The 13,204-nt window shown below is 70.4% G+C and carries 12 protein-coding genes; all 12 read left to right on the forward strand.

All coding sequences use genetic code 11. The features are described from left to right. Positions 1 to 2 precede the first annotated feature (2 nt). The 12 genes from ACQEVM_RS06130 to ACQEVM_RS06185 all read left to right on the forward strand — a co-directional run bounded on the left by ACQEVM_RS06130 (position 3) and on the right by ACQEVM_RS06185 (position 13,181). Positions 3 to 1,058 carry an ABC transporter ATP-binding protein gene (locus ACQEVM_RS06130; RefSeq protein WP_433075850.1) on the forward strand — a complete coding sequence of 352 codons (1,056 nt, stop codon included), beginning with the start codon at positions 3 to 5 and terminating at the stop codon, positions 1,056 to 1,058. After that, entirely contained in the window at positions 1,051 to 2,103 is a 1,053-nt protein-coding gene (locus tag ACQEVM_RS06135; protein WP_433075852.1) for an ABC transporter ATP-binding protein, read from the forward strand. The genes ACQEVM_RS06130 and ACQEVM_RS06135 overlap by 8 nt, the downstream gene beginning before the upstream one ends. 127 nt (positions 2,104 to 2,230) lie before the next feature. Beyond that, the gene (locus tag ACQEVM_RS06140) at positions 2,231 to 3,169 is read left to right on the forward strand and encodes a GNAT family N-acetyltransferase (RefSeq protein ID WP_433075854.1); all 939 of its coding nucleotides are present in this window, start codon (positions 2,231 to 2,233) and stop codon (positions 3,167 to 3,169) included. Positions 3,170 to 3,276: 107 nt separating this feature from the next. Beyond that, a complete protein-coding gene (locus tag ACQEVM_RS06145; RefSeq protein WP_433075856.1) occupies positions 3,277 to 4,905 on the forward strand; it encodes a peptide ABC transporter substrate-binding protein in 1,629 nt (542 codons plus the stop codon). A gap of 72 nt (positions 4,906 to 4,977) precedes the next feature. Then, positions 4,978 to 5,901, forward strand: coding sequence for an ABC transporter permease (locus ACQEVM_RS06150; RefSeq protein ID WP_433075858.1), 924 nt, complete (start codon positions 4,978 to 4,980; stop codon positions 5,899 to 5,901). After that, a complete protein-coding gene (locus tag ACQEVM_RS06155) occupies positions 5,894 to 6,895 on the forward strand; it encodes an ABC transporter permease (protein WP_433075860.1) in 1,002 nt (333 codons plus the stop codon). Before ACQEVM_RS06150 ends, ACQEVM_RS06155 begins: the two co-directional genes overlap by 8 nt. Before the next feature lie 12 nt (positions 6,896 to 6,907). Beyond that, positions 6,908 to 7,882 carry an ABC transporter ATP-binding protein gene (locus ACQEVM_RS06160; protein WP_433075862.1) on the forward strand — a complete coding sequence of 325 codons (975 nt, stop codon included), beginning with the start codon at positions 6,908 to 6,910 and terminating at the stop codon, positions 7,880 to 7,882. Further along, positions 7,875 to 9,005 carry an ABC transporter ATP-binding protein gene (locus ACQEVM_RS06165; RefSeq protein WP_433075864.1) on the forward strand — a complete coding sequence of 377 codons (1,131 nt, stop codon included), beginning with the start codon at positions 7,875 to 7,877 and terminating at the stop codon, positions 9,003 to 9,005. The genes ACQEVM_RS06160 and ACQEVM_RS06165 overlap by 8 nt, the downstream gene beginning before the upstream one ends. Positions 9,006 to 9,385: 380 nt before the next feature. Beyond that, positions 9,386 to 9,580 (forward strand): hypothetical protein, encoded by a 195-nt coding sequence (locus ACQEVM_RS06170; protein WP_053677094.1) that lies wholly within the window; start codon positions 9,386 to 9,388, stop codon positions 9,578 to 9,580. A gap of 23 nt (positions 9,581 to 9,603) precedes the next feature. Next, on the forward strand, positions 9,604 to 10,509 hold the full coding sequence (mshB, locus tag ACQEVM_RS06175) for an N-acetyl-1-D-myo-inositol-2-amino-2-deoxy-alpha-D-glucopyranoside deacetylase (protein WP_433075866.1): 906 nt from the start codon (positions 9,604 to 9,606) through the stop codon (positions 10,507 to 10,509). After that, the gene (locus tag ACQEVM_RS06180; protein ID WP_433075868.1) at positions 10,506 to 10,889 is read left to right on the forward strand and encodes a DUF6113 family protein; all 384 of its coding nucleotides are present in this window, start codon (positions 10,506 to 10,508) and stop codon (positions 10,887 to 10,889) included. Before mshB ends, ACQEVM_RS06180 begins: the two co-directional genes overlap by 4 nt. 1,134 nt (positions 10,890 to 12,023) lie before the next feature. After that, a complete protein-coding gene (locus tag ACQEVM_RS06185; RefSeq protein ID WP_433075870.1) occupies positions 12,024 to 13,181 on the forward strand; it encodes a peptidoglycan binding domain-containing protein in 1,158 nt (385 codons plus the stop codon). The last annotated feature ends 23 nt before the right edge of the window (positions 13,182 to 13,204 follow it).

Consider the following 13,204-nt stretch of genomic DNA (forward strand, 5'->3'; position numbering starts at 1 on the left):
CGTTGACCATCATCGACAAGACCTCGAACGTCCCCGCGCCCCGATCGGCGCCGGAGGGCACCCCCCTTCTCGAAGTGCGCGACCTGCACGTCGAGTTCCACACCCGCGACGGTGTCGCCAAGGCCGTGAACGGTGTCTCGTACTCCGTGAACGCGGGCGAGACCCTCGCCGTCCTCGGCGAGTCCGGCTCCGGCAAGTCCGTGACGGCGCAGGCCATCATGGGCATCCTGGACATGCCCCCGGGCAAGATCCCGCACGGCGAGATCCTGTTCCAGGGCACCGACCTGCTGAAGCTGCCCGCCGAGGAGTTCCGCAAGGTCCGCGGCCAGAAGATCGCCATGATCTTCCAGGACGCGCTGTCCTCGCTGAACCCGGTGCACACCGTCGGCGCCCAGCTCGGCGAGATGTTCCGCGTCCACCGCGGGATGTCCAAGAAGGACGCCACGGCCAAGGCCGTCGAGCTCATGGACCGGGTCAAGATCCCCGCCGCCAAGGCGCGCGTGGGGGACTACCCGCACCAGTTCTCCGGCGGCATGCGCCAGCGCATCATGATCGCCATGGCGATGGCCCTGGAGCCCGACCTGATCATCGCCGACGAGCCCACCACGGCTCTCGACGTGACGGTCCAGGCCCAGGTCATGGACCTGCTCGCGGAACTCCAGCGCGAGATGAACATGGGCCTCATCCTGATCACCCACGACCTCGGCGTGGTCGCCGACGTCGCGGACAAGATCGCCGTCATGTACGGCGGTCGGATCGTCGAGAACGCCCCGGTCCACGAGATCTACAAGCGCCCGGCGCACCCGTACACCCGAGGCCTGCTGGACTCGATCCCGCGCCTGGACCAGAAGGGCCAGGAGCTCTACGCGATCAAGGGCCTCCCGCCCAACCTGCTGAACATCCCCTCGGGCTGCGCCTTCAACCCGCGCTGCCCCAAGGCGCAGGACATCTGCCGCACCGAAGTACCGGTGCTCCAGCAGGTGACCGAGCAGGACGGCGCCGCACTGCCCGGCCGCGGCAGCGCGTGCCACTTCTGGAAGGAGCAGATCCATGGCTGAGCTCACCAAGAACGCCCCCGAGCGCGAGCCGATCCTCCAGGTGCGCAACCTGGTCAAGCACTTCCCGCTGACCCAGGGAATCCTGTTCAAGAAGCAGGTCGGAGCGGTCAAGGCCGTGGACGGGGTCTCCTTCGACCTCTACCGCGGCGAGACCCTCGGCATCGTCGGCGAGTCCGGCTGTGGCAAGTCCACCGTCGCCAAGCTCCTGATGAACCTGGAGAAGGCCACCGCGGGCGAGGTCTTCTACAAGGGCCAGGACATCAGCAAGCTGTCCGGGCGCGCCCTGAAGGCCGTCCGACGCAACATCCAGATGGTGTTCCAGGACCCGTACACCTCGCTGAACCCGCGCATGACGGTCGGCGACATCATCGGGGAACCCTTCGACATCCACCCCGAGGTGGCCCCGAAGGGCGACCGGCGCCGCAAGGTCCAGGAACTCCTGGACGTCGTGGGCCTCAACCCGGAGTACATCAACCGCTACCCGCACCAGTTCTCCGGCGGTCAGCGCCAGCGCATCGGCATCGCCCGCGGCCTCGCGCTCAACCCGGAGATCATCATCTGCGACGAGCCGGTCTCCGCGCTCGACGTGTCGGTGCAGGCGCAGGTCATCAACCTGATGGAGCGACTCCAGGACGAGTTCAACCTGTCCTACCTCTTCATCGCGCACGACCTGTCGATCGTCCGGCACATCTCGGACCGCGTGGGCGTCATGTACCTCGGCAAGATGGCCGAGATCGGCAGCGACGGCCAGATCTACGAGCACCCGACGCACCCCTACACCCAGGCGCTGCTGTCGGCCGTCCCGGTCCCCGACCCGGACGCCCGCGAGGGTCGCGAGCGGATCATCCTCACCGGTGACGTCCCGTCCCCGGCCAACCCGCCGTCGGGCTGCCGCTTCCGCACCCGCTGCTGGAAGGCCCAGGAGAAGTGCTCCGTCGAGGAGCCGCTGCTGGCGATCCCGGAGCGCTTCAAGGGACTGGACACCCTGGCCGCGCACGAGTCGGCGTGCCACTTCGCGGAGGAGAAGGCCGTCCTGGCCGTCTGATCTCCCGCGGGACGCACGTCTTTTCAGGGCGCCCGGTACCGGATCCTTCCGGTACCGGGCGCCCTGACGCGTGGGCGGGCACGGAGGCCGGTTGCCTTCGGGGCCCGCCGCCACCGACAGTGGGCCGATGACCGACATGCTGACCGTCCGACCCGCCGGGCCCGGGGACGCGTCCGACATCTGCGCTCTGCTCAACGCCGTCGACGTCATCGAGATCGGCAGACCGGAAACGGACCTCGGCACGGTCAAGGCCGACCTGCACCACCCCGGCGTCGACCTGGCCAGGGACTCCTGGCTCGCCTTCCGGGCCGGCCGGCTCGTCGCCTACGCGCTGGTCTGGGCCGACGCCGGGCCCGGGCGGGTCGACGGCGACCACTACGTGCTGCCCGGCGACCCCGAGGCCGCCGTACGGCTCCTGGAGCTGATGGAGGTCCGGGCCCGCAGGATGGCCGGCGCGACCCGCGCCGCCTCACTGCGGCTCCAGCTCAACGTGAACCCCACCCTCGACACGGGCCTGCTGACCCGCCGCGGCTACCGCTCCGTGCGCCGGTACCAGGTGATGACCCGCCGGCTCGACACCGCCCGCGCCCGGTCGCCGCAACCCCCCGACGGGCTGACCCTGCGTCACTGCGCCACCGACGCGGCCGACCCCCGCCGGGCCCACGCCCTGGTCGAGGAGACCTTCGCGGCGCACTACGGGCACGTGGAGCGCGCGTACGAACCCTGGCTCGACCACCTCGACGCCCGCCGACTCGACTGGTCCCTGGTCTGGATCGCCGCCCTGCCGGAGCGCGGCGACGTGGCCGTCCTGCTCACCCGGGACGACCGCATCAGCATGGGCTGGATCAGTCACATCGGCGTGCGCGGGGACGTCCGCGGCCGGGGCATCGGCGGATTCCTGCTGCGCCACGCCTTCGCCGCCTACGCGGAACGCGGCCGGGACACCGTGGGACTGGGCGTGGACACCCACAACGAGAGCGGCGCACTGGCGCTGTACGAGGCGCACGGAATGGGCCTGCACTACGCCGTGGACACATGGGAGCTGCCTTTGCACTCGCAGGGGTGACAGGCGGGTGACGCGAGGGTGCAATCGGTCCAACCGGAGGTGTATGGGACCCCTCATAGGGTGACATTGGCCCCTAAGTGAGACTTGGGATCCCTAGGAGGCACTCCATGCGCGGAGCCACCCACGCCAAGTGGGCCGCATGTGCGATGGCCGTCGCCCTCGCGGCGACGGCCTGCGGCGGCGGCGGAAGCGACGGTGGCGGAGGCGAGTCGGGGATCGTCAGCTCCTCGTGGGGTGACCCGCAGAATCCGCTGGAACCCGCCAACACCAACGAGGTGCAGGGCGGCAAGGTCCTCGACATGATCTTCCGGGGCCTCAAGCGGTACGACCCGAAGACCGGCGCGGCCGTCGACATGGTCGCGGAGAAGATCGACACGACGGACAGTCAGAACTTCACCGTCACACTGAAGGACGGCTGGAAGTTCAGCAACGACGAGCCGGTCACCGCGCAGTCCTTCGTCGACGCCTGGAACTACGGGGCGGACGTGCGCAACAAGCAGAACAACTCGCCGTTCTTCTCCGACATCGTCGGCTACGAGAACCTGCACCCGGCCTCCGGCGAGCCCAAGGCCAAGACGATGTCCGGACTCGTCGTCAAGGACCCCAAGACCTTCACGGTCGCCCTGAAGTCGAAGTTCTCCACCTGGCCCGAGACCCTGGGCTACCAGGCGTTCTCCCCGCTGCCCAAGGCCTTCTTCACCGACCACGCCGGCTGGCTCTCCAAGCCGATCGGCAACGGCCCCTACACGGTGGACTCGTACACCAAGGGCACCGCGATGAACCTGCGCAAGTGGGACGGGTACACCGGTGAGGACAAGGCGCAGAACGGCGGCGTGGACCTCAAGGTCTACACCGACAACAACACCGCCTACACGGACCTGATCTCCGGAAACCTCGACCTGGTCGACGACATCCCGGCGCAGCAGCTGAAGAACGTCGCCAACGACCTCGGCGACCGGTACATCAACCAGCCCGCCCTGATCATCCAGACCCTCACCTTCCCGCTGTACGACCCGCAGTGGGGCAAGGAGGGCATGGAGAAGGTCCGCCGCGGCATCTCGATGGCGATCAACCGCGACGAGATCACCAAGCAGATCTTCCGCGACACCCGCACCCCCGCCAAGGACTGGACCTCCCCGGCCCTCGGCAAGGACGGCGGCTTCAATGCCACCCTCTGCGGCGACGCCTGCGTCTTCAACCCCACCGAGGCCAAGAAGCTCATCCAGGAGGCCGGCGGCCTGCCCGGCGGCAAGATGACGCTCACCTCCAACGTGGACACCGGCTCGCACCGCGACTGGATGGACGCCGTCTGCAACAGCGTCAACAACGCCTTGGGCGAGGGCCCGGTCTGCACCGTCAACCCGGTCGGCACCTTCGCGGACTTCCGCAACCAGCAGAGCGCCTTCAAGCTCACCGGCCCCTTCCGCTCGGGCTGGCAGGCCGACTACCCGCTCATCCAGAACTTCCTGCAGCCGCTGTACTACACCGGCGCCTCCTCCAACTACGGGAAGTTCTCCAACCCGGAGTTCGACAAGCTCGTCGACCAGGCGAACCAGGAGAGCGACAGGGCGAAGGCCACGGCCACCTTCCAGGACGCCGAGAAGATCCTCGCCGAGCAGATGCCGTCCATCCCGCTCTGGTACCAGAACGGCAGCGCCGGCCACTCCGAGCGGATCTCCGACGTGGCCCTCAACCAGTTCAGCGTCCCGGTCTACAACGCGATCAAGGTCAGCTGACCCCCACACGGATCCCGCGCCCTCCGGCACCCACGCGCTGCCGGAGGGCCCACCGACACCCCGGAGCACTCCTTGGGACGCTACGTGATCCGGCGGCTGCTCCAGATGATCCCCGTGTTCATCGGCAGCACGTTCCTGATCTTCTTCATGGTGTACGCGCTGGGCGACCCGGTCGCCGCCCTCTTCGGCGACAAGGCGCCCGACCCCGCCACCGCCGCGCGCATCCGCAAGGACCTCTACCTCGACCAGCCCCTGTGGAAGCAGTACCTGCACTACATGGGTCAGATCTTCCAGGGCGACTTCGGCACCGCCTTCAACGGCCAACCGGTCACCGAGCTGATGGCGTCCGCCTTCCCCGTGACCCTGCGCCTGACCCTGGTCGCCATCGTCATCGAGGTCATCGTCGGGATCACCCTCGGCGTGATCAGCGGCCTGCGTCGGGGCAGGACCATCGACACCACCGTGCTGGTGCTCACCCTGGTCGTGATCTCGGTGCCCACCTTCGTGACGGGGTACCTGCTCCAGTTCCTCTTCGGGGTCAAATGGGGCTGGGTCCGACCCACCGTCTCCGGTGAGGTCGCCTTCGGGGAGCTGATCCTGCCCGGCATCGTGCTCGCGCTGGTCTCCCTCGCGTACGTCACCCGGCTCTCGCGCACCTCCATCGCGGAGAACGTCAAGGCCGACTACGTCCGCACCGCCGTCGCCAAGGGACTGCCGCGCCGCCGGGTCATCACCCGGCACCTGCTGCGCAACTCGCTGATCCCGGTGGTCACCTTCATCGGCACCGACATCGGCGCCCTCATGGGCGGCGCCATCGTCACCGAGCGGATCTTCAACATCCACGGCGTCGGCTACCAGCTCTACCAGGGCATCCTGCGCAACAACTCCCCGACGGTGGTCGGCTTCGTGACCATCCTCGTCATCGTCTTCCTCCTGGCGAACCTGCTCGTCGACCTGCTCTACGCGGTCCTGGACCCGAGGATCCGTTATGCCTGAGCCGGAGCATCCCGCCTACGACCCGCTGCAACCCGGAGAGGGGGAGGCCATCGCCCCGACCGGACAGGGCGGACCCATGGATCTCGCGCTGGAGGAGGCCGAGAGCCTGGAGAAGCCACTCGGCGACGCACCCTCCGGCCCGGGGGAGAAGGCCCGCTCCCTGTGGTCCGACGCCTGGTACCAGCTGCGTCGCAACCCCGTCTTCATCGTCTCCTCGCTGCTGATCCTGTTCCTCGTGATCATCTCCATCTGGCCGCAACTCATCGCGAGCGGCGACCCGCTGCACTGCGAGCTGTCGAAGTCCCAACAGGGAGCCTCGCCCGGCCACCCCTTCGGCTACGACACCCAGGGCTGCGACGTCTACACCCGCACCGTCTACGGCGCCCGCGCCTCCATCACGGTCGGCATCTGCGCCACCTTCGGTGCCGCCCTGCTCGGCTCCCTGCTCGGCGGGCTCGCCGGATTCTTCGGCGGGTGGGGCGACTCGCTGCTCTCCCGGGTCGCGGACATCTTCTTCGGCATCCCGGTCGTCCTCGGCGGCCTGGTCTTCCTGTCCGTGGTCACCAGCACCACCGTCTGGCCCGTGGTCGGCTTCATCGTGCTGCTCGGCTGGCCGCAGATCGCCCGCATCGCCCGCGGCTCGGTGATCACCGCCAAACAGAACGACTACGTACAGGCCGCCCGCGCCCTCGGCGCCGGCAACGGCCGGATGATGTTGCGACACGTGGCGCCCAACGCCGTCGCGCCCGTCATCGTCGTCGCCACCATCGCCCTGGGCACCTACATCGCCCTGGAGGCCACCCTGTCGTTCCTCGGCGTGGGCCTGCGACCGCCGACGGTCTCCTGGGGGATCGACATCTCCAACGCCGCCTCCCAGATCCGCAACGCCCCGCACATGCTGCTCTATCCGGCCGGCGCGCTGAGCATCACCGTGCTCGCCTTCATCATGCTCGGCGACGCGGTGCGCGACGCCCTCGACCCCAAGCTGCGCTGAGGAGTGGGCACCATGCTGCTCGAAGTCCGCGACCTCCACGTGGAGTTCCACACGCGGGACGGAGTCGCCAAGGCCGTCAACGGAGTCAACTACTCGGTGGACGAGGGCGAGACCCTCGCCGTGCTCGGCGAGTCCGGCTCCGGCAAGTCCGTCACCGCCCAGGCCGTCATGGGCATCCTGGACATGCCGCCGGGCAGGATCCCGCACGGCGAGATCCTGTTCAAGGGCAAGGACCTCCTGAAGACCAAGGAGGAGGAACGCCGGAGGATCCGCGGCGCCGAGATGGCCATGATCTTCCAGGACGCCCTGTCCTCCCTGAACCCCGTCCTCAGCGTGGGCGCGCAGCTCGGCGAGATGTACGAGGTCCACCGCGGGATGTCCCGCAAGGACGCCAAGGCCAGGGCGATCGAGCTGATGGACCGGGTGCGGATCCCCGCCGCCAGGCAGCGGGTGGGGGACTACCCGCACCAGTTCTCCGGCGGCATGCGCCAGCGCATCATGATCGCCATGGCGCTGGCCCTCGAACCCTCCCTGATCATCGCCGACGAGCCCACCACCGCCCTCGACGTCACCGTCCAGGCCCAGGTCATGGACCTGCTCGCGGAACTCCGGCGCGAGCTGAACATGGGCCTCATCCTGATCACCCACGACCTCGGCGTGGTCGCCGACGTCGCCGACAAGATCGCCGTCATGTACGCGGGCCGGATCGTCGAGGCGGCCCCCGTGCACGAGATCTACAAGCGCCCGGCGCACCCGTACACCCGAGGCCTGCTGGACTCGATCCCGCGCCTGGACCAGAAGGGCCAGGAGCTCTACGCGATCAAGGGCCTGCCGCCCAACCTGCTGGCCATCCCGCCCGGGTGCGCCTTCAACCCCCGTTGTCCGATGGCCCGGCCGGCCTGCCGGGCCGAGGTCCCGCCGCTCGCCGCCGTCGCCCCGGACCGCACCAGCGCGTGCTTCTTCTGGAAGGAGTGCATCGGTGCCTGAACCCCTCCTGGAAGTGCGGGACCTGGTCAAGCACTACCCGTTGACCCGGGGCGTCCTCTTCAAGAAGAGGATCGGCGCCGTCAAGGCCGTCGACGGCGTCTCCTTCGGCCTAGCCCCCGGCGAGACGCTCGGCATCGTCGGCGAGTCCGGCTGCGGCAAGTCCACCGTCGCGAAGATGCTGGTCAACCTGGAACGCCCGACCTCCGGGGCCATCTCGTACAAGGGCGAGGACATCACCAAGCTGTCCGGACGGGCCCTGAAGGCCGTACGGCGCAACATCCAGATGGTGTTCCAGGACCCGTACACCTCGCTGAACCCGCGCATGACGGTCGGCGACATCATCGGGGAGCCGTACGAGATCCACCCCGAGGTGGCCCCCAAGGGGGACCGGCGCCGCAAGGTCCAGGACCTGCTGGACGTCGTCGGCCTCAACCCCGAGTACATCAACCGCTACCCGCACCAGTTCTCCGGCGGTCAGCGCCAACGCATCGGCATCGCCCGCGGCCTGGCCCTGCGTCCCGAGGTCATCGTCGCCGACGAACCGGTCTCCGCGCTCGACGTCTCCGTCCAGGCGCAGGTGATCAACCTGCTGGCCCGGCTCCAGGACGAGTTCGAGCTGTCCTACGTGTTCATCGCGCACGACCTCTCGATCGTCCGGCACATCTCCGACCGGGTGGGCGTGATGTACCTGGGCCGGATCGTCGAGATCGGCAGCGACACCCAGATCTACGACCACCCCACCCACCCCTACACCCAGGCGCTCCTCTCGGCCGTGCCCGTTCCCGACCCCGACGCCCGCGCCCACCGGGACCGGATCATCCTCTCCGGGGACGTCCCCTCCCCGGCCGATCCGCCGTCGGGCTGCCGCTTCCGCACCCGCTGCTGGAAGGCCGAGGCGCGGTGCGCGGCGGAGGTGCCGCTGCTCGCGATCCCGCAGGTCTTCCCCTCGGGCCCGGCGGCGCACCCGTCGGCCTGCCACTTCGCGGCCGAGAAGCGGGTGGTCCCGGGTCCGGGCGAGCTCCCGCCGCCGCCGGATCCGCCACCTGCCGGCCCGCCGGCCGCCGGCCCCCCGGAGCCGCCGCCGGCCGGTCCGCCGCGCGGGGACCCGCCGTCCAAGGAGTAGCCACCGGGTCGGGTGGCAGCACGGGGGCTCACACCCGGCGATCATTTCCAGCCACCCCCGAATATGCGGAGAGCCTGGCCCAGGGTGACGTCAACACGGTTTACCTGGTGGCAACTTGACCGTTTCTGGCCCGAGATGTGAACCGTGCAGCCTGGGTAGGGTGCGGCCGTGCGGGTGCCGACAGCCGGCCGGGCAGGCGTACGACCTCCCCGGCCGGCCTCCCCCGTGACCCTGCGCATGCACGGCGTGCGCCCCTTGTGCTGCCGGAATTCGATCGATGCGCTGGTACGGATAGTTATGATCCGTAGCGCACGGTGGGTATGAGTCCGCCGAGCACGAATGCGCGTACCGATGTCCGCTCGACGTGGAGGTGAAACGCCGTGGCACTCTCGATCTCGGCCGTGGTGCTGCTGGCGATCGTCGTCTTCCTGCTGGTTCGGAGGTCGGGACTGAAGGCGGGACACGCCGTCGTGTGTGTGCTGCTCGGCTTCTATCTGGCGAGTTCGACCATCGCGCCGACGCTCAGCCAGCTGACGTCCAACGTGGCCAGCATGATCAGTGGCCTCAAGTTCTAGGACTCAGCTCGTAGGCTGACCCCATGAACGGTCTTCCCGCTCGTCGTCTGCTCCTCGTGCACGCGCACCCGGACGACGAGTCCATCAACAACGGCGTCACCATGGCCAAGTACGCGGCCGAGGGCGCCCACGTCGCGTTGGTGACCTGCACGCTGGGCGAGGAGGGCGAGGTCATCCCGCCCGACCTCGCCCATCTCGCGGCCGACCGCGACGACACCCTGGGCCCCCATCGCATCGGCGAGCTCGCCGCGGCCATGGGGGAACTGGGCGTCACCGACCACCGGTTCCTCGGCGGTCCCGGTCGCTTCCGCGACTCCGGGATGATGGGCGCCGAGCAGAACCACCGCCCCGGCGCCTTCTGGTCCGCCGACGTGGACGAGGCCGCCGCGTACCTCGTCGAGGTGATCCGGGAGCTGCGCCCGCAGGTCCTCGTCACCTACGACCCCGACGGCGGCTACGGACACCCCGACCACATCCAGGCCCACCGCGTCGCCACGCGCGCGGCGGAACTCGCCGCGGAGGGCGCGTACCGGCGCGATCTCGGCGCGGCGCACACGATCGGGAAGATCTACTGGAACCGGGTGCCGCGCTCGGTGGTCGAGGAAGGCTTCGCCCGACTGCGCGCCGCCGGCGGCAAGGCGCCCTTCCCCGGGCTCGCCGCACCGGACGACGTGCCCGGAGTCGTCGCCGACGAGCGCATCACCGCCGAGATCGGCGACGGGGCCGAAGGTGAGACGTTCGCCGCGGCCAAGGCCGCCGCCATGCGCGCGCACGCCACCCAGATCGCCGTGGACGGGCCCTTCTTCGCCCTGTCGAACGACCTGGCCCAGCCGCTCTTCGCCCGCGAGTACTACGAACTCGTCGCGGGCGAGCCGGGGGCAGCGGCCGGCGAACGCGAGCGGGACCTCTTCGCGGGGGTGTCGGCATGATCGCCACCTGGACCCCCGGCCGGATCGCCGCCCTGCTCGGCCTGCTCGTCGCCGGCGCCGTGGCCGGCGCGGCGGGCTGGCTCGTGGTGGGCCTGTGGTTCCCGGGCGGAGTGCTGCTCGCGCTGGCGGCGCTCTTCGGCGTGTTCCTCGCGGGCCGGATCACCACCGGGACCGGCCTCGGCGTGGGCGCCGCCGCGATCGGCTGGTTCCTGGCCTACGTACTCCTCAGCCTGCCGCGCCCCGAAGGGGACTTCCTGCTCGGTTCGTCCGGAATCGGCATGTACGCGTACCTATTGGGCGGGACGGTGATCGCTGTGATCTGTGCCACGATGCGCGGCCCGGTCGACCGGCCGGTTTCGGCCGTGAAGCCCCGCCCGTGACGTGCCGTTGAGCGTGGACGCGATCCGATCGGGGACGGCTTGAGCGGGTTTGACGGATCGTTGAGTACCCTCTCGGAGCGGGTCAAGGGGAATCCCCGATTCCCGGCGAACAGTTGCGCCCGGGCGACGGCCAGTATGGTGGACGGGCCGCCGAGCTGCCCGCGCACGGTATGACGGGCGGCGGAGCCAACCGGGAGAACCTGCCTTGAGCCGTGAAACCGACAGTCCGTCCCCCGGGCCCCAAGGGCGCGGTGGAGCCGCCTACCCCTCGGGTACGCCGCCGTATGGAACCGGCCAGTATCCGTCCACGGACGCTGCGGCGACCACCCCGGAGGAGAACTCTGTGACTTCGAAGCCGTCCACGCCCGACTCCGACGGGCCGAAGACCGAAACCACCCTGACGACCCGGATCCGGATCAACATCCCGGGTTCGCGTCCGATTCCGCCCGTCGTGGTGCGCAAGCCCGTCAAGGACGCCGAGGGCGACGCCGAGCATGTCGCGCCGGGCGCGGGCGAGTCCGCCCCGCCGCCCGCGCAGGCCCCTGCCCCGGCGCCCCTGCCCGTGCGCCCCGCGCAATCGGCCCCGCCCTCCTCGGGGGGTTCGGAGGAGCCGCCCAGCAACTGGTTCGCACCGCGCAAGTCGGCCCCGCCCGGCGACGGCGGCGCCCCCGCGGGCCCGCCGAGCGCCGGCCACGGCGCCGCGCCGGCCGGCCCCACCCCGCCCCCGGGGGCGGCGGCTTCGCCCCACCGCCCCCGGGCCCGCGCGGCAACGTCCCCGCGCCCGGTCAGGGCGGCGGCTTCCCGCCCGGCGCCGGCGGTGCAGCCCCGCAGGGCTACCAGGAGTACGACAACGGCCCCGTCACCGAGGCCTTCCCCGCCTTCTCCGAGCCCACCGGTCCCGCCGGACCCACCGGCGGTCCCGCCATGGGCTCCGCGCCCGTGCGCGGCGGCGAGGCTCCGCGCTGGCCCGGACCGGAGGCCCCGCCGGCCGGTGGCCCGATGCCGGGGGCCCCGATGCCCGGCGGGCCGCGCCCCGGCGGGCCGATGCCGGGTGCTCCCATGCACGGAGCCCCCATGTCCGGCGGCCCGCGCCCCGGTGCTCCCATGCCCGGCTCGCCGATGCCCGGTGCTCCCATGCCCGGTGCTCCCATGTCGGGCGGCCCGCGCCCCGGCGCCCCCGGGCCCGGTGGCCCGGTCGGCGGTCCGATGTCCGGCGCCCCGATGCCCGGGGGCCCCCGCCCCGGCGGTCCGGGAGGCGGTCCCGGGGCCGGGCCGGTCGTCCCGACCCCCGCGGCCACGCAGCCGCCGAACCAGAACCGACCCGCCCCCAAGGCCCCGGCGGCGTCCGGGAAGAAGCCCCGCTCCAAGCTGGTCATCATCGCCGGCGGCATCATCGCCCTCGTCGGCGTGGCCTACGGCGCGGGTCTGCTGCTGAACCACTCGGACGTACCCAAGGGCACCACCGTCCTCGGCGTGGACATCGGCGGCACCCGCGACGACGCCGTCAACAAGGTCGAGACGGCCTTCGGCAGCCGCGCGAGCGCCCCGCTGCGGCTCACCGTCGGCGGCAAGCAGGTCGAGCTCAAGCCCGACAAGGCCGGCCTGACCCTCGACAGCCAGACGACCGTCCGCAACGCGTCGGGCAGCGACTACAACCCGATCACGGTCATCGGCTCCCTCCTCGGCAACGAGCGCAGGGCCGACGCCGTCATGCCGGTGGACGAGGAGAAGCTGCGGGTCGCCCTCGCGGAGCTGGCCGGCACCGCCGACTCGGCCACCGAGGGCACCATCACGTTCGACACCGGCAAGGCCGTCGCCGTCCCCGGCAAGGCCGGCACCACCCTCGACGTGGACAGCTCCGTGGAACAGGTCACGAAGGCCTTCCGCGAACTGGTGGCCACCGGCGAGGCCACGCCCGTCGAACTGCCCTCCGTCGCCAAGGAGCCGGTCATCGGCAAGGCCGAACTGGACAAGGCGATGAAGGAGTTCGCCGAACCGGCGATGTCCGGCATCGTCACCGTCAAGGCGGGCACCAAGTCCATCGCCTTCGGCCAGCGGTCGCTGCCCAAGATCCTCAGCATGCAGCCCGTGGACGGCCACCTCGTGGAGAAGTACGACCTCGAAGCCCTGCAGGCGGCCTACACGAACACGTTCGACGGCGTCCTGATCACCCGGGGCACCGGCGCGAAGACCGCCGTCACCCCGAAGGACGTCGCGGGCGCCCTCATCAAGGGCCTGCGCGGCAAGACCCCCGCCGAGCGGACCGTGGTCATCGACACCAACCCGAGCTGACCCACCGAGGAACGCCGGACCAC

The sequence above is a fragment of the Streptomyces sp. CA-243310 genome (assembly GCF_050936775.1).
Classification (GTDB): Bacteria; Actinomycetota; Actinomycetes; order Streptomycetales; family Streptomycetaceae; genus Streptomyces.